Origin of the sequence: Gracilibacillus sp. HCP3S3_G5_2 (assembly GCF_052063305.1) — a bacterium.
Lineage (GTDB): Bacteria > Bacillota > Bacilli > Bacillales > Amphibacillaceae > Gracilibacillus.
The window spans coordinates 90292-112326 of record NZ_JBQHXU010000001.1 but is presented as its reverse complement, the minus strand read 5'-3'; the positions used below and the strand labels follow the sequence as shown (position 1 = coordinate 112326).

The window sequence follows — 22035 nt, the reverse complement described above, 5'->3', positions numbered from 1 at the left end:
TTTAAGAAAGACAGTAATACCTTCATTTACCTTTAAGAATCCCTCCTTTCGTATGTATACGTTTTCATTTTAATAAAAACAATAACCAATAGAGAATAACAAGCAACTATCTATTATTTGATTATCATTTTTGTTAAGTTAATAACAATAGGCTAGAAAAATATGTATAAATTAATTAATAATATAATACAATAAGGGATTTTGATTTTCAATGTTGTAATATAAATGTAATGATAATATCTAGATTAATGATATTTGCATGCTAGTTTACATTTGCTATATTTGTTAAATAGAAAAGAGAGGTAAATTGCTAGAGAAATGAAAAAGCCCTGTTGCCAGAAGGGAACAGGGGCAATAATTATAATTATTCTAAAACTAATATATTTACTGAATGAGGCTCAACCTCTACAGCCATCTCTTTTGCATTCGTTTTCATCTTATGCTGGACAGTCTTACAGTTGTCTTGTTGATTGATGTCATTGTAGGCATCCTTAGAAGAACCAACAATAGAATAGACAGTTCCATGTTCAAATTGACTATCGGTTATTAGGTTAACGATTCTTTTTTCTTCTGGATGTCTATTAACCATAGCGATTCTTAAGTTTTTGGATCCATCTCTTGTTGTAGCTATAACGTCTAATGATGGTACTTCATACTTTTTCCCCTCATTATTCACTTCGAATATATCATTTTGAAAAGTCCATGAGTCAACTATTTTATCTCCCATATATTTTGAGTATAATTCAAAAACATAGTAAGTAGAACGTAATACAAGCCCATCCTCATGGGTGAAAACAGCACCACGAGTGTTCACAATAGGTGCGAAATTCGCCATTCCAACAATATCACTATGTTTTAAACAAATATTCAGGAAACATGCATTAAAAACAGCGTCTGCCATTGTATAGGTAGAATTAATATCATTGCGATCTCTTGCTGAAATAATGTTATCTGCCATCCAATCCCCTCTATGGACATTTGGATGGTGCCAACCCCGCAAGTTCCATTCGTCAAAAGCAATCTTTATTTTGTCTAGATAGCCAAGTGATCCTAGTATATATTTTGTTTTTAAGATTTGCTCTTCTATCTCTAACGTATGGATCATACAAGTTTCATAGGAGGAAGGATTGTCTACTTCATGGAGACGATCCCAATAACCATGTATCGAAATCCAATCTAAAAAGTCTCCTGCTTCCTTTAAAAGGTTAATATTCCAATTCAAATCAGAAATGCTGGCCGCGAGTAGCTCGATGGAAGGATCTACCCGTTTCATCATTTTAGCAGATTCTAATACGAATCGGCCCCATTCTTTTTGGTCTTTTGCCCCAATTTCCCAATTACCATAGTTTTCATTACCGATACTCCAATATTTTACATTAAATGGCTCTTCATGACCGTTTTCTTGTCTCATTTTTGCATACTTTCCTTCATTTTTAAGGTTGCAATATTCCACCCAATTACTCATCTCTTCAGCTGTACCAGTCCCTGCATTTGTACAAATATATGGTTCTGCTTCTATCGAATGGCAGAAGGTAACAAATTCGTCAGTTCCGAATAGATTTGGCTCTTCAACTCTCCAGGCTTTATCAAAAAAAGGCTTTCGTTCTCCCACACCATCCTCCCAGTGATAATTAGAAACAAAACAACCACCTGGCCATCTGACAATAGGTGTTCCAATATTTTTTAATGCTTCGCGTACGTCGTTACGAAATCCGTGTTCGTCTGCGAAAGGGGATTCAGGATCGTAAATTCCTCCATAAATTTGCCGGTGAAAATGTTCCATAAAATGACCATAAATCAGGGAGCTACTACTACGTAATACACGCCTTGCATTCACTTCAACCTTTGTTTCTTTTCCCATCGTTTCCACCTCATTTTCCCATTAATTTTAAATCTGAAAAGCAGTGTATAGTTTTACTATACATGGTTAATTCCTTTTTATAAACCGCTTACAATAAGTTCTTGCTTCTCATTTTTAAAAATTTCGAGTATGAATGTGAAATGTATCACAATAAAATTATAGAGGAGCTGATATGATAAATATAATAAATGAAGGAGAGGATGGACGAATATGAAAAATGTTGAAAAGTTTCAACTACCCTTACAAACACTTAGTCTTGTAGTTGGTTTTATGGTGTGGGTGTTACTTTCATCCTTAATGAGTTTTATTAAACAAGATATTAGTTTAACTGCAGGACAAATCTCCTTTGTTACAGCAGTACCTGTAATTTTGGGTTCTATTCTGCGGATTCCATTGGGTTTTTATACTAATCGCTTTGGAGCACGTGGTTTGTTCGTTTTAAGTTTACTCTTTTTGATTGTTCCAGTTGGTTATTTGGGCATGGCCAATAGCTTTACCGATTTAATTATTTCAGGACTATTCTTAGGTATAGGTGGAGCAATATTCTCTATTGGCGTCACCTCCTTACCCAAATATTATCCGAAAGAAAAACATGGATTCGTCAATGGGATTTATGGTGTGGGTAACATCGGGACCGCTATCACCTCATTTGGTTCACCGATTATTGCAGGAATGGTAGGCTGGCGAATAGCGGTATTTACATTTATTATTCCTTTATTACTGTTTGCAATCTTAAATTTCTTTTTAGGTGACCGTAAGGAAACAAAAGTACAAACATCGTTAAAGCAACAAGTGTTGGGTGTCTATAAAAATAACAAATTATGGTTTTTAAGCTTTTTTTACTTTTTAACTTTTGGTTCCTTTGTTGCTTTAACTGTATATTTACCTAATTTTTTAGTGTCGGAATTTCAGCTTTCGGAAGTGGATGCTGGTTTACGGACAGCAGGTTTTATTGTGGTATGTACAATACTTAGACCTGTTGGTGGATGGTTAGGAGATAGACTTAATCCATTCAAAGTATTAATGTTCGTTTTTACCGGCTTAACGATTTCCGGCATATTGCTATCTTTTTCACCTACAATTATGTTATATACTGTTGGTAGTTTATCTGTAGCGTTGTTTGCCGGTATTGGCAATGGTACAATCTTTAAATTAGTTCCATTATATTTCACTAAACAGGCAGGGATTGTAAATGGTATTGTTGCTGCAATGGGAGGATTGGGTGGATTCTTTCCACCGCTCATTCTGACTTTTGTGTATGATATCAATGGCCACTATGCGATAGGGTTTATGGCACTGTCGCAATTGGCATTAGCCAGTTTAATAATCATCATCTGGATGTATTATACCGATAAGTTGAATCTCTCCAATTATATTGTAAATAATGCAGGGCAGGGTATTTTAGTAACAGATGAAAATGGCAAGATTACCAAAATAAATCATGCCTTTGAACGAATCACTGGTTATCAGGAAGAAGAGGTTATCGGTCACAATCCAAATATTTTAAACTCTGGAAAACAAGATGCAAATTTTTATATGGAAATGTGGAACCAACTAAAAGAAAAAGGAATTTGGCAAGGCAAAATCACTAATAAACGTAAAAATGGAGAGTTTTACACGCAATGGCTATCTATAAGTGTGTTACAGGATTCAGGAGGAAATATTACTAATTATGTAGGGGTATTTAGCGAAATGTATGACTAGTCTTTATTTAAATTTAAACAACCCTTTATTGACGTAAGTACCTTCAGGTTATTCTTCCGAGTTAGCTTTGCTAATCACATTATTTTCTCTCTTTTTGTTAAGTTTTTTACTTATCATTTATAATATGGAAGAGGGGGAATAATGATGATCGCTGCAATGTATAAGCGTAGAGAGAAATTAGCCGTAATTTTGTTAAGCTTTGTGTTGGTAGTTATTGCGATATTTTTGGTCTTTGACACGCCAACAACAGCAGATGAGTGGGTCGATGTAAGCTTTTTACTATTTCCTAGTATCTTTTTGCTTCTAATTGTTTTTATAAGCAGAAATAAATATCAGAAAGTAAAAGGTATCGATATTCCTTTGTCTAATGCTACTATAGAAGAAATTGATCATTTTGTCGTAAAAAAAGATGCAACATTTATTTCACAATTATTGGTTTTTGAAAAAACTGGAGCCTTTATGGGACTATATAAACTCAGTTCTTTAACTTGGTGGCAGTATCCATTCGTTTTTTTTAACGTTATCTCGTTTTTACCAATCCAAGTTCATTATTTTTCTAATCAAGGTGATAAAATATTTTCGTTTAAGAAAAGAGGAATAGCGAAAACAGTCCTAGATGTCTATGATTCTGATGATAATTATATTGGGCAATACGAACAGGAAGACTTTAAGAGTTTGGTTAAGATAAAAGGTAAACTATTGGATCGTCATGGTCTACCAATATTATCTGTCAAAACGAATGGAGCATATGGCGATTTTGATATCCGTGATGAACAGGGTCATCGTTGGGCATACTTTTACAATGGAAGATTTCCGTTCGAGTACACAACGATTTTTAAAGATATCGATAACGATATTGTGCAAGTTTCAAGTGATATTGATCGCGAAAAAAAGATCTTACTACTAGCGATGATTGGGTATATGTTTTCGACACGTAATAGTAGGTAAGCTAATACTACATAATTAAAGAAGCAGGGATAGAACGAAATAGGGGAAGGAGGATCCGAACAAGCCGAAGCGCTGAGAGCTTTCAGATATTAGTGTTCGGATTTTTCCTTCTGGACAACTCTTTTGCCACACCCTCATTTATCATGCCTTCTATAATAGCTATTTGATTATTCCTCTATTGTCAATTTTAATCTATTAAATAGCTTTTCAATTTTTGCATATCTTGAATGAGAATGTGTTTTCGATTATAAGACATTACTCCTATTTTCTTCAAATAGTTAAATACCCTGTTTACTGTTTCCCGAGATACACCGATCATATTTGCAAATTCTGCGTTCGTAATTGGTAATGTTAGGGAAATGATGTTATCTCTTCTCTTAACCCCTAGTTCATTAGCAAAACGTACAAGTATTAATACTACTCGGTGAAACACATCCTGAGTCTGCATAAACTGTAGCTGTTCTTGTACTTTCCACAACTTCTCCTCCAATACTTGCATCGTTTGTATAGCGATACCTGGTTTTTCTAATAACAACAGTTTAAACTCTCTAAGTGGTACCGATAGAAGACGAACATCTGTTAGTGTCAGAGCTGATGTAGGGTAGGGTGTTTTCTCAAAAAAGCCGGAATGAGGGAACATGTCATGTGTGTGTAGTATATTCGTGATCAGTTCCTGACCTGTAGAATTAACTTTATACACCTTAATAAAACCGGACAGAATGAAATAAACGGTATGTCTAGGTTCCCCCTGGTGGAACAAGATTTTACCTTGATTATATGTTCGTTCGATCGATATTTCTCGTAAACGATCTAGTTCATCTTCGGTCAATTGTTGAAATAATGGAAATTGCTTAAAGTTTGCTTTTACTTGTAACATCCATACTCCCACCTTCGTCGCTTTAGTTTCGTTGTAATCTGAACAGTTAGTTACTTTTAGCCTACCAAAAGTCGTTTCAAATGATAATGAGGGAATACCCTAAATTTATCTAAGGAGTTTCATGAATACATGAGAGACCATCGTTAAAGTGCTATCCACAACATACATCTATCTTCCGCAATCTTACACTTACCTGCTTCTTTTCTTTATTACTCAACACAGGGTAATTCCACAAGTTTATAGGTTTTTCCCTAATGTTCATTTCTTCACATTTGATTCATAATAAAAATAACGATTGATCAAACTACTGTAGAGATCTCGAGTAAAAGGAGTGAATACCATTATGAAACATAGATTGAAATATTTGAAGCCAATCGAACGTTATTCTGGTAATTGGTCATTATTAGAGGAAAAAAATCGAGAATGGGAAAATATGTATCGTAATCGCTGGTCACATGACAAGGTCGTGAGGACGACTCATGGTGTTAACTGTACAGGTTCATGTAGTTGGAAGGTTTTTGTCAAGAACGGCATTATTACTTGGGAAAATCAACAGATTGATTATCCGTCATGTGGCCCGGATATGCCAGAATTTGAACCACGAGGATGTCCGAGAGGTGCTTCATTTTCTTGGTATGAATATAGTCCGTTACGAGTGAAATATCCGTATGTTAGAGGTACATTATGGCGTTTATGGCGTGAAGCTTTGGCTGATCATAAAGATCCTGTAGAGGCTTGGGCAAGTATTGTGGAGGATAATGAGAAAGCTAAAATCTATAAATCTGCTCGTGGTAAAGGTGGCCATATTCGGGCTAATTGGAAAGATGTACTACAGATCATTTCAGCTCAACTCATTTATACCATTAAAAAGTATGGACCGGACCGTATTGCTGGTTTTACGCCAATTCCGGCAATGTCGATGATAAGTTATGCTTCCGGTGCTCGATTTATTAATTTGTTAGGTGGAGAAATGCTAAGTTTTTATGATTGGTATGCTGATTTGCCCCCATCTTCACCGCAAATTTGGGGTGAACAAACGGATGTACCAGAATCGTCTGATTGGTATAACGCTCAGTACCTCATTATGTGGGGTTCGAATGTACCACTTACTCGGACACCAGATGCTCACTTTATGACAGAGGTCCGATACAAGGGGGCCAAAGTGGTTTCCATCGCACCTGATTACGCAGAGAATGTTAAATTTGCTGATAACTGGTTAGCACCAAACCCAGGAACGGATGCAGCAGTTGCACAAGCAATGACGCACGTTATCTTAGATGAATTCTATGAAAAACGGAAAGAACCATTGTTTATCGACTACGCTAAACAATATACTGATTTGCCTTTTTTAATCATGCTAGATAAAGAAGGTGAGCAATTAAAAGCAGGTCGTTTCTTACGAGCTAGTGATATAGGCCAGGGAACAGAACATTCCGAGTGGAAACCTGTTATTTACGATGAAGCAGCTGGAGAAATAGTAGTCCCCAATGGAACAATGGGTCAACGGTGGGAAGAAGGAGAGCAATGGAATCTTTCTTTGGAAAAAGAAGATGGAACATATATAAGGCCAGCATTATCTATGGTATCTAAAGATTCGGAATGGAAGGAAATAGTTTTCCCATATTTCGAAAATAGTGGAAAAGGAACTTTTAAACGACCTATACCTGTGAGAAAAGTGACTTTTGCAGATGGTAAAAGTCATTATATTACAACAGTTTATGATTTAATGATAAGTCAATACGGAATTAAAAAAATCGGAAGTAAATACGAGGCAAAAGGCTATGATGATGAGAAGTCTCATTATACACCTGCATGGCAAGAGAAAATTACTGGTGTAAAAGCTTCTGTGGTGACGCAGATAGCACGTGAATTTGCTCAGAATGCTATTGATACAGGTGGCCGTTCGATGATTATTATGGGAGCGGGAATTAACCACTGGTTTAACAGTGACACTATTTATCGTTCGATCTTAAACTTGGTGATTTTGACAGCGTGTCAAGGTAAAAATGGAGGTGGCTGGGCACATTATGTAGGGCAAGAGAAATGTCGTCCGATTGAAGGTTGGTCTACTGTTGCATTTGTCAAAGACTGGCAAGGTACTCCGCGTTTACAGAACGCTACATCGTTTTTCTATTTTGCAACAGATCAATGGAAATACGAAGAGATGGGGACGGAGACTTTGAAATCTCCAACTGGTGGCGAACTTCGCTATAAACACCCAGCCGATTATAACGTTCTAGCAGCACGACTAGGCTGGTTACCATCATATCCACAGTTTAATCAAAACAGTTTAAATTTAGCCAAGGAAGCGGAGAAGCAAGGAAAAAAATCAAACGAAGAAATCGTAAAATACACCGTAGATAAATTAAAAAAAGGGAAAATGCAATTTGCCATTGAAGATCCTGATGCAGAGGAAAATTTCCCTAGAACGATGTTTGTCTGGCGATCTAACCTTGTGTCTAGTTCTGCAAAGGGACAAGAATATTTCATGAAGCACTTACTCGGTACACATGATGGGTTACTATCGACACCGAATGAAGAGGAGAAGCCAGAAGAAATAAAGTGGCGTGAAGATGTAGAAGGCAAGCTTGACTTATTAGTTGCTTTAGACTTTCGGATGACAGCAACACCGATGTATGCGGATGTTGTTTTGCCAGCAGCCACATGGTATGAAAAAACAGATTTATCATCTACAGATATGCATCCATTTGTCCATCCTTTTAATCCAGCGATTGATCCATTATGGGAATCTCGCTCAGATTGGGACATTTATCGTTCGTTAGCCGAAACATTTTCAGAAATGGCCAAAACCCATCTTCCAGGTACCTACAAAGATGTTGTAACGGCACCACTAGGTCATGATTCTCCCAATGAAATTGCGCAGCCTAATGGAATTATTAAGGATTGGAAAAAAGGTGAAATTGATGCGATACCTGGAAAAACGATGCCGAATATTTCGATTATTGAACGAGATTATACTCAAATTTACGATAAATACATCGCTTTAGGACCGAATGTCGAGAAAGGAAAGCTCGGTGCCCATGGTGTTACTTTTTCTGTCCAAAAACAATACGAGGAACTTAAATCTATTAATGGCACCTATTTAGATGAATCTATTAAAAATGGGAGGCCAAAGTTGAAAACTGCTCGACAAGTAGCAAATGTCATGCTGCACCTCTCGTCAGCTACAAACGGGGAGGTATCCCAAAATGCATATGAATCACTTGAGAAAGATACAGGTGTGAAGTTAAAAGATATTTCAGCAGATCGTGCAGCTGAAAAGATTACCTTTGAGCAAATGACAGCACAACCACGTGAAGTGATTCCGACACCTGTATTTACTGGTTCTAATAAAGGAAATAAACGTTACGCACCTTTTACCACAAATATTGAACGATTGGTACCGTTTAGAACTTTAACAGGTAGACAGCATTTCTATATTGATCATGAAATTTTCTTGCAATTTGGTGAAGCATTACCGGTATATAAGCCGACACTGCCACCGATGGTTTTTGGATCAAAAGATAAGAAAGTTATTGGTGGAAAAGATACATTGGTTTTACGTTATCTAACACCACATGGTAAATGGAATATTCATAGTACTTATCAGGATAATCTCCACATGCTGACATTATTCAGAGGCGGACCAACTGTGTGGATTAGTGATGTGGACGCAAAAGTACAGAATATTCAGGACAATGATTGGTTAGAAGTATATAACCGTAATGGTGTTGTGACCGCAAGGGCAGTAGTAAGTCATCGAATGCCACAAGGGACGATGTTTATGTATCATGCACAGGATAAGCATATTAATGTTCCTGGCTCAGAAATTACTGGTGAACGTGGTGGAAGTCATAATGCACCTACTCGTATACATGTCAAGCCAACACAAATGGTAGGAGGTTATGCACAATTAAGCTATGGATTTAATTATTATGGTCCGATCGGGAATCAACGTGATGTCTATGTGGCTGTTAGAAAAATGAAGGAGGTTGATTGGCTTGAAGATTAAAGCACAGGTAGCAATGGTCATGAACTTGGATAAATGTATAGGCTGTCACACATGTAGTGTTACATGTAAGAGTACTTGGACTAATCGTCCAGGTGCAGAATACATGTGGTTTAACAATGTGGAAACAAAACCAGGTATTGGCTATCCAAAGCGCTGGGAAGACCAAGAAACATACAAAGGGGGATGGAAACTGCATAAAGGCAAACTAGAATTGAAATCCGGCACAAAGCTTTCCAAAATTGCTTTAGGGAAAATTTTTAATAATCCTGATATGCCTGAGATGAAAGATTATTATGAACCTTGGACATACAATTACGAACACTTAACTAATGCAAGTGAAAAAAATCACCAGCCCGTTGCTAAACCAAAGTCTGCTGTGACTGGTGAGAAAATGGACCTTGATTGGGGACCTAACTGGGAAGATGACTTAGCCGGTGGTCATATAACTGGCCCACAGGACCCTAATATTGAAAAAATCGAGGAAGAAATTAAATTTAATTTTGATAAAGCATTTATGATGTATTTACCGCGTCTTTGTGAACACTGTTTAAATCCAAGCTGTGTAGCATCTTGTCCATCAGGAGCAATGTATAAACGTGATGAAGACGGAATTGTATTAGTCGATCAAGAAGCATGCCGTGGCTGGCGTTATTGTATGACGGGCTGTCCATATAAAAAAGTTTATTTCAATTGGCAAACGAATAAAGCAGAAAAATGTACATTCTGTTTCCCGCGAATTGAGTCAGGTTTACCAACAGTTTGTTCCGAAACTTGTACAGGCAGAATTCGTTATCTTGGTGTACTTTTATATGATGCAGACCGTGTATTAGAAGCAGCATCAACAGAAAATGAAAAAGATTTGTATGAGGCACAGTGTGATTTATTCTTAGATCCAAATGATCCTGAAGTGATCGAACAAGCTAGGCAAGATGGAATTGCCGAAGATTGGTTGGAAGCAGCTCAAAACTCACCAGTGTACAAGCTGGCGATAGAATATAAACTAGCATTCCCGCTCCATCCTGAATATCGAACTTTACCAATGGTGTGGTATGTACCTCCCTTGAGTCCGATTATGAGTTATTTTGAAGGAAAGGACTCGATCCAAAATCCGGAGATGATCTTCCCTGCAATAGAGGAAATGCGTACACCGATTCAATATCTTGCTAATATGCTAACAGCCGGTGATACGAAATCTGTTAAATTTTCGTTGCAGAGAATGGCGATCATGCGCTCCTATATGCGTGCACTATCTAGTGGTAAAGAGTTTGATGAAGCTCGATTAGAACGTGTAGGATTAACAGCACATCAAACACAACAAATGTATCGTTTATTATCCATCGCGAAGTATGAAGATCGCTTTGTAATTCCAACAAGCCATAAAGAAGAGTATATGGATCCTTATCGAGCTCAAGGTTCTGAAGGGTATGGTATGGATTGTGATGAATGCGGGCCAGCAATGCAAACAGGAAAGTCAGGTAAGGAGATATATGAAGAAAATTTCTATGGAGGGATCTGGCGTGATTAATCTTAAAAAGCTTGATCAATGTAAAAATGTTTTTGCTTTTTATAGTCAACACTTCTCCTATCCTGATCAGCTTCAAAGTCCTTTGTTGTTCTTTGATAAGACGGATCCAGGTGCAGTGGATGCTTTTCAATATTGGGAATTGATTAAGAGTATGCGTGTAGATAAGTTACAAGAGCTTTATATAGAAACTTTTGATTTTAAGAAAGAATCTTCTTTATATATGACTTATGCTAAATTCGAGGATAGTAAAGGACGCGGACAAATGTTAGCGAGATTAAAAGTTTTATATGAAATGTTCGGTTTAAATATGCCTAAAGGAGAATTGTCTGATTACTTGCCTTTAATGTGTGAATTTATTTATGCAGCGGAATGGGTAAATGATGATCGTGCACCAGAAAGTTTTGCCATGCTTTTTGCGGTAATAGAGGATGGAACCTATCATGTATTACATGATCTGAAACAACAGGAATCGCCTTATTATTATCTTATTAAAAGTTTACGTGAAACAATGAAATTTTGCCTGATAGAACAGGAGGTGCAGGCAACATGATCAATCAATTCCTTTGGGTAATATTCCCTTATTTATGTATAACGTCTTTTATTATTGGACACATATACCGTTATAGACATGATCAATTTACGTGGACCGCTAAATCTAGTGAATTTATTGAAAAAAAACAATTAATGATTGGTAGTTTCCTATTTCATATTGGAATTATTCCAGTTATATTTGGCCATGTAGCTGGTTTAGGTATTCCGAAAGAATGGATGAGGTCGATAGGGGTAAATGATCATTTATATCATCTCGGTGCCATTTATGTAGGAGGTTTTTTTGGAATAGTAACATTAGCAGGTATGCTTATTCTAACAACTAGAAGAATTACAAAGCGTTCTGTTCGTAAGTTAAGTTCTACTTCAGATATCGCTGTTAATTTCTTGCTACTTCTTATTGTCTTTTTGGGAGTTTACGCTACACTTGTAACCAATAACGTACAACATGATTTTGATTACCGTGACACCATTTCCATATGGTTTAGAGAGCTACTGATTTTCAGACCAGATATATCTTTTATGACAGATGTACCGTTAACATTTAAATTGCATATTTTCTTCGGATTTTTAATATTCGGATTGTGGCCATATACACGGTTAGTACATGTATGGAGTGTACCCTTAAATTATATAGGAAGAAGCTATATTTTATACCGAAAACACAGACATAAATAACGTTGGATATGCTAAAATAAAAGGAAGGAAGAGTGTTCATGGGAGAAAGTTTTGATTTTCAACAAGCTATTGTAACGATGAGGGAGAAGTATTCACTTGACCTTACAGCCTTGGCACTCGTTAAACCCGAAAGTAATTATATGTTAAAGTGGGAATACATAGATGGTAATCGAAATAACCGTTTAAATCGAATTACTTTAAAGGCTGAGAAAGGAATTGCTGGAACAGTTTTTAAAACGGGTAAGGATATAAAAATGCCTGATGTAGGTAAATCTATATCACCTAATTCTATCTTTGAATATCCGATTATTCAGTTTGAAGGATTAAAAAGCTTGATAGCTATTCCTTTATTTGATCGCTACCGGGTTGCAGCTGTACTATTAATTGCTTCAAGAACAACAGGTAAAGTGACAGAAGAAACATACGAAAAATTAATGGAAGATATTGGTGATCGTTTTGGCCCGTTTTATACTAAGGAGATGAAGGTGAATTGATTTCAATGACGAGATCACAAATGGTAGATTTTTTAATAAAGATGTATGAAAACAGTTCGGAAGCCATTTTCTTTTTAGATAGTACGGGCAGTGTATTAGCGTTAAACCCTGCTGCTGAACAAATTATTGATCCACGAGTATTAGAAGCTATCAAAAATCGAGAGGTACATTCTATTTGTTCATTTTGCCGTGGGTATACAAGTGATGAGCAACTGATGACTTGTTTTAACTGCTATTTAAAAGATCCAGAAGGCGATTTTACTTCATTTCAGGTTTATTTAGAAACCCGCGATAACGGAATTGTTCCATATGCAGCAAGCTATCATACGATTGATGAAGATGACGGAGTATATGTATTTATGCTTAGAGACTTAACGTTACAATACAAAACACAAGAAAATTATTATCAAAATAAAATGATGAGAAAAGTGATTGAGGCCCAGGAAAGTGAACGAAAAAGAATTTCAAGAGAACTTCATGATAGCGTGCTACAGGAATTAATTAGTACTCTAGTAGATATGAGAATAACAAAATATATGAAAGATGAGCGTGAAATTCAAGAACAGCTTCAACGAACGGAAGGGTCATTGAATCGTTTAATAGATGATATTCGCAATATTTCTGTTTTTTTACGACCGGCTTCATTAGACGATTTAGGATTAGAAGCAGCCTTCAGGTCACATATAAAATGGATTGAACAGCATTATGGTGTATCGCTTCGTTTCATTTCTACTATTAATCAAAAACGCTATACATCCGATATTGAAACAGCTGTTTATCGTGTGGGACAGGAAGCGATCTTTAATGCTGTAAAATATGCTAAAGTCAATGAAATCTTTGTTAGGTTAACAGAAACCAATAGCCGATTAGAATTATTTATTAAAGATGAAGGGGAAGGGTTTGATGTCAATCATCCAGATATAAAAGGATCGGGAATCGGTTTGTATGGAATGCAGGAAAGAGCAGAATTAATTAATGGTAATTTAAAAATTCACTCGGAAAAAGGGATAGGGACCACGGTTTATTTATCTGTGCCGGTTAAGGAAGACGTTATAGAGGAGAATGATTAAACCTATGAGAATTGTTATTGCAGATGATCATGCAGTTGTTCGCAGTGGTTTTTCCATGATTATCAATTACCAAGATGATATGGAAGTGGTTTCTACTGCAGCCGATGGTGTAGAAGCCTATCAGGAAGTAGCCAAACACCATCCGGATGTTATCTTACTAGATTTAAGCATGCCACCTGGTGAAAGTGGATTAATTGCAACAGGTAAAATTCATGATGATTTTCCCGAAACAAAAATCTTAATTTTAACGATGCATGATGATGATGAATACTTGTTTCATGTATTAAAGAATGGGGCAGCAGGTTATATACTTAAGAATGCACCTGATGAGGAACTAATTTCTGCTATTCGTATTGTTCATCAAAATGGAACATATATTTCACCTAAAATGGCTAACTCATTGGTGAAAGAATTTGTAAAGCAAGATGGAGAAGTTGACCGCTCAGATCCGTTACAAATTCTAACTAAACGAGAACTGGAAATACTTCCTCTTGTTGCCAAAGGGTACGGGAACAAGGAAATAGCCAATATGCTATATGTATCTGTTAAAACGGTCGAAGCTCATAAAGCCAAAATAATGGAAAAATTAAACTTGAACAACAAACCGGAGCTTGTTGAATACGCCTTGAAAAAGAAATTGCTAGATTTTTAAATGAGGTAGTGTTTATATACAGGCAGAGTGATGAAAATGTAGACATCTTTTACAATGTTTAGTAGAGAGATCCTAATGTTTAAGGAACTCTCTTTTGTGTATCTCCAATTAAAATGCAGGTCCTAATAAAGGGAATTTTATGAAGAGATAAATGAATGTGTAGGCGCATGCAATGAGACTAGATGTTATTGATTGAATACCGAGGGAAAAGTATATTGTTTTCTAAGTGAATATGCTGGCATAAATCAGCTTCCAATTCCTCCAATTTTAAATAAGTTAGTCTAAAAGTATTACAAACCCCTTTAGGAACTGTATAATCACCTGTTTTTTCACGAAGTATTTGTAGAAGTTTACCTACCTGAGTATGGTCATCCTCAAATTCTTTAATAAGTTTTCTAACTTCTTCTACATCATTCTCAAACATTTTTGGAAAAAGTATACTCTCTTCTTCAAATAGATGAGTTTTCAGCTCACCTTTCATTTTCTGGAAAACTTTAGAGATAGTACTAAGTTCTGGATGGCGTTCACCATGAACACGATATACCTTTGCTACATATTGATTTAATTCAGGTAACACTTGTTTTAGATATCCATGATGTACGTCTACAATATATTCCACAAGGTCAACAGTGTTTATGTTTGTCCAATCTATTGATTGATCCCGAATGTTCGTAATCTTATAAAGATGATTAATTTCTTTGAGAATCGATTCTGCATCGAGTTCTTTCTCTTCAAGTACCTCACCAATTGGTCGGTTTCCCCCACAGCAATAATCTATTTTATATTGTTTGAAAATAGAGCTTGCTTTTGGAAACTGTGTCACAATAAACCCAGTTTTCATATTCTGATTAAATCTATTATCCATCAAAATCCCTCCGTTTTAAGTATATAAACTCAATATATCGCTTCTGCCAATGTAATGCTGTGAGCATAATCACATTTAGGAAGTAAGCATGGCTGCCTGCTAGATGCAGAATTGGAAATTATCAAACTGATTCAACTCGTGGAGATTAAATAAAATAGAATGAGGTAATCATTCTAAAAGTTACTTCTATCTATTGTAGTAACGATTCTATGACAATAAGGTTAACTCTGTACTTTTCTTTGATAATGTGCTAAGTTTTTGAACAACATAGCAAGGTCAAAGAGGTGTTTAAAATGAAAACAGAAGAACAATATTTTCAAGAAGGTAGAACGATACAAATTTATATGGATGAAATGAGTAAACTGAAAGATGAGAGTTTTCACGTATATGATAATTTTATTTTACCAAATGATGGGTTACAAGAGAAATTAAAAGGGAGCGATATACACTTTTTGACTATTACCGAAGATTGGTGTGGCGATGCTATGATGATTAATCCAATTATTCGCAAAATAGCAGAAGCAGGTAATATTGAAGCACGAGTCGCGTTGAGAGACCAAGATACGGATTTAATTGACCGTCATTTAACCAATGGTGGTAGAGCAATACCAATCGTATTAATGCTAGATGGTCAGGGCCAACTAATTGGAAAATGGGGGCCGCGAGCTGCAGAAGTCCAAAAAATGGTTGATAGTGGACGTGCATCATTACCATCTAAAGACGACCCGACCTTTGAACAAAAACAAAAGGAATTCATTAAGACTCTAACATTAAGGTATACAGAAGATAAAACGATCTGGTTGTATGTGTATGAAAGCTTTAAAAAAACCCTCTTATCTTTATTAGATAAGTGAATAATGATCAACAGATGATTACGAATAAATTTATTCTATCTGTAACAGGGACACTCTCTTATAGGGAGTCTAGTTTATCCTTTTTAAATAAGAAAGGGTACCGCCCTCGTTAGTGATTCGGTACCCTATGCTTATTCCTATTATTCGGTATTCATTATATTAATCTTCTTCCTCACTATTTTTATCCTCAGATTCCACTTTATTCTCTTCAGTATTGGGTTTCTCCTCGGATTCTGATTGATCTGTCTGATCTGATTCGCTTGTATACTTTTCTTTATCGTTACGTCTTTCTTCATTATTATTGTTTGGTGAATTATTATGATCCTCTTTATCAGGTTTTTCTTCATTGTCATTATCGTCGGTGCTATGATTAGAGTCAGGTTGATCTTCATTGTCAGAGGAATTTTTCTCTTCTATCTCTTTTTCCTCGTTTGGCTGTTCGTTTTCCCTTTCTTCCCTTTGTTGTTCCTCCTCATCCTGTTGTTCGGAATCGTTGTTTGTTGTATTTTTTCGTTCAGGAATATACTTCGTTGGTAGCGTTGTCCCCTTTACAAATAGTTCGGTAATAATATGACTAGCAGGTGTATGCTCAGATGCTACCTGGCCATTACGAGTATCTATTTGTACTTCCTCTACACTGGATGGTTTTGTAAAGTCTGCTGTATTAATATCTTGCGAGACATGTGACATAATTTCTTTGAATATTAATCTGGAAATGCGTGCATCTTCTTGGCTGACGTATTGCTCACGAGTAGTGGTTTCGTACCCGGTCCAAACAGCAGCAGTATACGCCGTTGTATAACCTACAAACCAGGAATCAGTTGCACCATTTTCAACACCTTCTGGTGAATTGGTAGTACCTGTTTTACCAGCTACAGGCAAACCATCAATTTTAGCAAGTGTACCAGTACCTTCTTCGACTACATCTTTTAACATATCTGTAATCATATAGGCGGTATAATCGTTCATGACTTGCTCTCCTTTAGATTGCAATTCTCTTACTTCGCCAGTTGGATATTCTACTTTAGTTACAGCGTATGGTTCGTGATATTGACCGTTGTTACCGAACGCTGCATAAGCACCCGCCATCTCTAATGGAGAAACTCCGTCATCATCACCGAACCCACCAATCGCATAAGAAGGATAAAGATGCTCTAGGTCTATCCCGAGGTTAGCAGCAAATTCCTTGACTTGTTCATTTTCTAATTCTAAAAAAGTTTTGATCGCTGGAATATTATAAGAGTGTACAAGAGCCTTCCTCATCGAAACCATACCGTGAAATCTGCCATCAAAGTTTTTAAATTCCTTTCCATCGATTTCGAGTCGTTCGTCATTTATTTGGTGATACGTAGACCATTGATTATATTCAATTGCTGGTCCGTAGTCTAGAATAGGCTTTATCGTTGAACCGGGTTGTCGCTGGATGTCAGTAGCAAAATTAAATCCTCGTTGTACATTTTGACTTTCAGGGTCCCTGTTACCACCAATTGCTCGAATCGCACCGGTTTTTGTATCGATCAATGCCACTCCAGCTTTAAAAGCATCGTCAGGAAAAGGAATCGTATCTGTGCCTGTCATTACTTTGTTGGTGAAAGATTGTGCTTCCGTATCCAGCGTTGTATAAATGTGAAAGCCACCGTTAAAAAGCTCGTTTTCTTCAAAACCTTTATCGATTAGTTCATTGATTACATGATCAATAAATCCTTGATAAACTTGTTTTTTCTGTTCTTGATGAAGCATACTTTCAATATCGATACTTTTTGCTTCTTCAGCAGTCTCTGAGGAGATGAAATTATTTCTCTCCATCGCTGATAATACAATATTTCTTCTTTGTTCAGCCTCTTCTGGATTACTAAAAGGATTATAACCATTTGGTCGTTGAGGTAATCCGGCAAGTAATGCTGCTTCGGAAACGGTAAGTTCACTTACTTCTTTATTAAAATAAACTTCAGCAGCTGCTCCTATACCATAAGCTCCATTTCCAAAATATATCTTATTTAAATACATTTCTAAAATTTGATCCTTTGAATATTTTCTCTCCATCTGCAAGGCAAGGTATGCCTCCTGAGCCTTTCGCTTGAATGTTTTTTCAGGTGAAAGGTATGTATTCTTCACTACTTGTTGTGTGATCGTACTACCACCTTCAGCCCCCCATCCTTGCTCTATATTAGCTACAGCTGCTCCTGCAATACGTTTAATATCAATTCCAGCATGCTTACGGAATCGAGCATCTTCGATTGCGATAAATGCGTTTTGTACTTGAGGTGGAATATCCTCTATTTTTAATGGTAAACGATGCTCAACCCCAGCAATGTTGGCAACCTTATTACCATCTTTATCATAGATGACGGAAGTGCTTGGATTTTGTAATTGAGCTTCAGCTAATGCAGGTGTATCTTTCATGAAAGCGAAGAGAGAAATGCCCCCAATAACAAGGAATAAGAAAAGAAAAAAGGTAATCATTCTGTTTTTGATCAATCTTTTTTGTTTTCTTATAGTACTTCTCTTTTTCATCATACTCAACCTCTCTAACTTTATTTCTGATTAGAAACTACCCGTTTATTTATCCTATAAACCATATGTCATCCGTTGCTTGTTATATTCATTTATTTTATGCACTTTAGGATATTTTGACCGTTTAAAAATAAATAAACGTATTTGCTTTATGTCCTTTCAGATATACACATTACCTGATTGGAGCCAACAGAATTAGCAACCTTTATCATGAAAATCGTAACTTTATAAAACTCATAATCTATCAATATATAACCATGAAAGAGACTATAAGTTTAGTTGACTTAGCAACGAAAAGGTTTAAAGAATACTAAATCTATCATTCTTAATTATGGACACTTTCAAAAAAATAATACATGCCTGAGGGAAAATTTTAATTTTTTATTGTTACTTGTAAAGAAAAGTAGCTTTGTTAAAGAGAGGGTAGAAATATTATAAGGGAACATAAGCTAAAAATAAAAGTGAAATGGACAGTATCGTTCTGATTTTGATGAGGGTAAGAATGTAGCTATTGGCTAGATGGAGGAAACTTTCTTCAACTAAACAGGACTACAGTTGAAGAAATGTTTAGACATACATAAAAGATTTGAGTTACTCGTTTCTTGATCGACACTTCTAATACGGAGGGGGAGTATCGGAATTTATCATTTTTAAGGATTCTAGCCCTTTGTTATTAAACTGGTTTATCAGTTCGGCCATTTCCTTGGGCGATTGTTTATGGTCGTTAAACAGCCAGTCTTTAATAACATGAACAGATCCACTGATGATAAATGTACTTAAGTAGGAAGCCACCTCTGTGTTTGTTATAGGTGTGTTGTCCATTACACAAAGCTTTGCTATATCCATCATTCTCTTTTCAAAGCTTGTTCCAGTATTATTTTCCAACAATGCTTCAAAAATTTCTTTTCGTTCTCTAACGTATTCCAATAATTTTTCAGTCATTTTGATTGATTCTTCTTCTTTGGCAAACTTTAGTGCTTGTAGAGATTTGTTCATTTCTTCAATAATTTCTTCCTCTATAGAATCAAGTAAGTCCTGAACATCGTTGAAATGTGTGTAAAAGGTTGAACGGTTAATATCTGCACGTAAGCAGACCTCTTTGACAGTTATCGAAGAAAAAGTCTTCTCGTTCATTAACTGAATTAAGCTATTTTTCAAGACCATTTGGGTATACTTCTTACGACGATCTAATTTAGGGCGCACCAAAACACTCCTTAATTGTGAAAATTTTGTTAATTTCCAACAAAATAATTAAATCTGTTGGATAACTAACGCGGTATACATAACTGTTTGTTGAATATCCAACACAGTGTCTATATAATATTAAAGTGGATTGAGTAAATTTGCAAGAAAGGATGAACAATGATTGACTTTTCAGAAAAGATAATTAAACATAAAAAATCAATTGTCATCACATTTATTATCATTGCCTTGATTAGTGTGATCGCACAATTTGCAGTATCTGTTAACTATAATATGGTAGATTATTTACCAGATAATGCGCCATCAACAGAAGCGATGGATACAATGGAAGATGAATTTGAAGCATCCGTCGCAAACTCGCGCGTAATGGTTCACGATGTAACCGTACAGGAAGCACTAGCTTATAAAGAGCAATTGGCAGCTATTGACGGAGTCAGTGATGTGACCTGGTTAGATGATGCTATTGATATCAAAACACCAATTGAAATGGCAGATGAAGATACGGTTGAATCTTACTATAAAGATAATAACGCTTTGTTTTCTTTTCATATTCGTGATGGTGATGAAGTAGAAATCACCGATCAAATTTATGAATTGATTGGCGAAGAAAATGCATTGGATGGGGAAGCAGTAGATACGGCCACATCACAGAAAATGGCTGGATCTGAATCAGCATATGCTGCTTTACTCTTAGTTCCAATCATCATTATCATTTTGGTACTGTCGACAAATTCTTGGATAGAACCAATCTTTTTCCTTACCGCAATTGGTGTATCGGTGCTGATCAACCTTGGAACTAATATATTTTTGGGTGAAGTATCTTTTGTTACACAGTCTGTTGCACCAATCCTTCAGTTAGCAGTGTCGCTTGATTATGCGATCTTTTTGTTACATAGTTTTTCTGATTTTCGTAACAAAGGAGAAGGTCCGACAGCCGCAATGCGATTGGCATTGAAACGATCGTTCCCTGCTATCGCGGCGAGCGCATCCACAACATTTTTCGGATTTATGGCACTTACATTTATGGATTTTGAAATTGGTGCTGATTTAGGTATTAATTTAGTAAAAGGTATCGTACTAAGTTTTATTAGTGTAATGGTTTTCTTACCGGCATTAACACTAACCTTCTATAAATGGATTGATAAGACGCAACATAAGCAGCTTATACCAACTATTAAGAATCTTGGCAGACGTGTTGTAAAATGGAGAATACCGAGCTTAATACTTGTACTGTTAATCATTATCCCTGCTTTTCTAGCGCAAAGTAATACCAACTTTATTTATGGTGTAGGGGAACACCCTGATTCAACGCGTATCGGTGTAGATGAACAAAAGATTGAAGATGCATTTGGTAAGTATACGCCGATGGTTTTATTGGTGCCAAAAGGTGACCTTGCGAAAGAAGAAGAACTCGTACATTATTTAGAAGAACTCGATCATGTTTCTAGCGTACTCGCTTATGTTAATACAGTTGATGCAGCAATTCCACCAGAGTATCTTGATGAGTCCGTGACAGAACAATTTTACTCAGAAAACTATTCACGGATTATCATTCATTCAAATGCAAATGAAGAGGGAGATGTTGCTTTTACACTGATTGATGAGGCAACAGAAATAGCAGAAAATTATTACGGTGAGGATGTTCATGCTCTAGGCGAAAGTGTGACACTCTATGATATTAAAGACACAGTGGAGAAAGATAATGTCATAGTTAACATACTAACGGTTGTAGCTATTGCCATTGTGTTATTAATCACCTTCCGTTCGATTTCCATGCCTATTGTACTCCTGTTAACGATACAAGCAGCGGTTTGGATTAATTTATCTGTACCATACTTTATGGATTCATCACTCGTGTATGTAGGTTATTTGATTATAAGTACTGTTCAATTGGCAGCAACAGTAGATTATGCGATTCTGTTATCAGAAGCCTACCATGTGAACAGAAAAAAAATGTCTGCACTCGAAGCTATTAAGAAAACAATTGATGAAAAAATCTTTTCAATTTTGGTTTCTGCTTCGATTTTATCAAGTGTTGGGTTTATATTATGGATGACTTCTACTAATCCGATTGTTGGATCGATCGGTTTATTACTTGGTAGAGGAGCATTACTGGCCTTTGTATTAGTTGTATTTTTCTTGCCAGCAATGCTGTTAGTGTTTGATAAAGTAATAGAAAAGACAACATGGAAAGCAAACTTCTATGAAGGCGATAACCGTCCGTAAAAC

Annotated in this window: 16 protein-coding genes; 11 read left to right on the top strand and 5 right to left on the bottom strand. The window is 36.2% G+C overall.

The features are described 5' to 3' along the window. Positions 1-364: 364 nt before the first annotated feature. Positions 365-1861: an alpha-L-arabinofuranosidase C-terminal domain-containing protein gene (locus ACTNEP_RS00530; protein ID WP_441159589.1), complete on the bottom strand. Its 1497-nt coding sequence runs from the start codon at positions 1859-1861 to the stop codon at positions 365-367. A 210-nt stretch (positions 1862-2071) separates the two neighbouring features. Here ACTNEP_RS00530 and ACTNEP_RS00525 point away from each other — a divergent pair, with 210 nt between their 5' ends. Continuing rightward, positions 2072-3565 (top strand): nitrate/nitrite transporter, encoded by a 1494-nt coding sequence (locus ACTNEP_RS00525; protein ID WP_441159588.1) that lies wholly within the window; start codon positions 2072-2074, stop codon positions 3563-3565. A 144-nt stretch (positions 3566-3709) separates the two neighbouring features. Next, complete coding sequence (locus ACTNEP_RS00520; RefSeq protein ID WP_441159587.1) at positions 3710-4513, top strand: hypothetical protein; 804 nt, start codon at positions 3710-3712, stop codon at positions 4511-4513. A gap of 187 nt (positions 4514-4700) precedes the next feature. On the opposite strand, the gene ACTNEP_RS00515 is transcribed toward ACTNEP_RS00520, so the two are convergent. Next, on the bottom strand, positions 4701-5390 hold the full coding sequence (locus tag ACTNEP_RS00515; RefSeq protein WP_441159586.1) for a Crp/Fnr family transcriptional regulator: 690 nt from the start codon (positions 5388-5390) through the stop codon (positions 4701-4703). A 343-nt stretch (positions 5391-5733) separates the two neighbouring features. On the opposite strand from ACTNEP_RS00515, the gene ACTNEP_RS00510 reads away from it, so the two are divergent. Genes ACTNEP_RS00510 through ACTNEP_RS00480 form a run of 7 tightly spaced genes read left to right on the top strand, consistent with a single transcriptional unit; the run spans position 5734 to position 14370 of the window. Continuing rightward, a complete protein-coding gene (locus tag ACTNEP_RS00510) occupies positions 5734-9402 on the top strand; it encodes a nitrate reductase subunit alpha (RefSeq protein WP_441159585.1) in 3669 nt (1222 codons plus the stop codon). Next, the gene (gene narH / locus ACTNEP_RS00505) at positions 9392-10927 is read left to right on the top strand and encodes a nitrate reductase subunit beta (protein WP_441159584.1); all 1536 of its coding nucleotides are present in this window, start codon (positions 9392-9394) and stop codon (positions 10925-10927) included. Before ACTNEP_RS00510 ends, narH begins: the two co-directional genes overlap by 11 nt. Next, the gene (gene narJ, locus ACTNEP_RS00500) at positions 10920-11477 is read left to right on the top strand and encodes a nitrate reductase molybdenum cofactor assembly chaperone (RefSeq protein WP_441159583.1); all 558 of its coding nucleotides are present in this window, start codon (positions 10920-10922) and stop codon (positions 11475-11477) included. Before narH ends, narJ begins: the two co-directional genes overlap by 8 nt. Further along, positions 11474-12154, top strand: a complete 681-nt coding sequence (narI, locus tag ACTNEP_RS00495) for a respiratory nitrate reductase subunit gamma (protein ID WP_441159582.1) — start codon at positions 11474-11476, stop codon at positions 12152-12154. The genes narJ and narI overlap by 4 nt, the downstream gene beginning before the upstream one ends. Before the next feature lie 38 nt (positions 12155-12192). Further along, positions 12193-12648 carry a GAF domain-containing protein gene (locus ACTNEP_RS00490; RefSeq protein ID WP_441159581.1) on the top strand — a complete coding sequence of 152 codons (456 nt, stop codon included), beginning with the start codon at positions 12193-12195 and terminating at the stop codon, positions 12646-12648. A gap of 5 nt (positions 12649-12653) precedes the next feature. After that, positions 12654-13718, top strand: coding sequence for a sensor histidine kinase (locus ACTNEP_RS00485; RefSeq protein ID WP_441159580.1), 1065 nt, complete (start codon positions 12654-12656; stop codon positions 13716-13718). Positions 13719-13722: 4 nt separating this feature from the next. Further along, positions 13723-14370 carry a response regulator transcription factor gene (locus ACTNEP_RS00480; protein ID WP_441159579.1) on the top strand — a complete coding sequence of 216 codons (648 nt, stop codon included), beginning with the start codon at positions 13723-13725 and terminating at the stop codon, positions 14368-14370. A 178-nt stretch (positions 14371-14548) separates the two neighbouring features. On the opposite strand, the gene ric is transcribed toward ACTNEP_RS00480, so the two are convergent. Continuing rightward, complete coding sequence (gene ric, locus ACTNEP_RS00475) at positions 14549-15235, bottom strand: iron-sulfur cluster repair di-iron protein (RefSeq protein ID WP_441159578.1); 687 nt, start codon at positions 15233-15235, stop codon at positions 14549-14551. A gap of 293 nt (positions 15236-15528) precedes the next feature. On the opposite strand from ric, the gene ACTNEP_RS00470 reads away from it, so the two are divergent. Beyond that, on the top strand, positions 15529-16089 hold the full coding sequence (locus tag ACTNEP_RS00470; protein ID WP_441159577.1) for a thioredoxin family protein: 561 nt from the start codon (positions 15529-15531) through the stop codon (positions 16087-16089). A 159-nt stretch (positions 16090-16248) separates the two neighbouring features. Here the strand turns inward: ACTNEP_RS00470 and ACTNEP_RS00465 are convergent, their stop codons facing one another. After that, on the bottom strand, positions 16249-18603 hold the full coding sequence (locus tag ACTNEP_RS00465; RefSeq protein WP_441159576.1) for a transglycosylase domain-containing protein: 2355 nt from the start codon (positions 18601-18603) through the stop codon (positions 16249-16251). A gap of 615 nt (positions 18604-19218) precedes the next feature. Next, positions 19219-19806 carry a TetR/AcrR family transcriptional regulator gene (locus ACTNEP_RS00460; RefSeq protein ID WP_441159575.1) on the bottom strand — a complete coding sequence of 196 codons (588 nt, stop codon included), beginning with the start codon at positions 19804-19806 and terminating at the stop codon, positions 19219-19221. Positions 19807-19965: 159 nt separating this feature from the next. On the opposite strand from ACTNEP_RS00460, the gene ACTNEP_RS00455 reads away from it, so the two are divergent. Continuing rightward, complete coding sequence (locus ACTNEP_RS00455) at positions 19966-22032, top strand: efflux RND transporter permease subunit (RefSeq protein ID WP_441159574.1); 2067 nt, start codon at positions 19966-19968, stop codon at positions 22030-22032. The last annotated feature ends 3 nt before the right edge of the window (positions 22033-22035 follow it).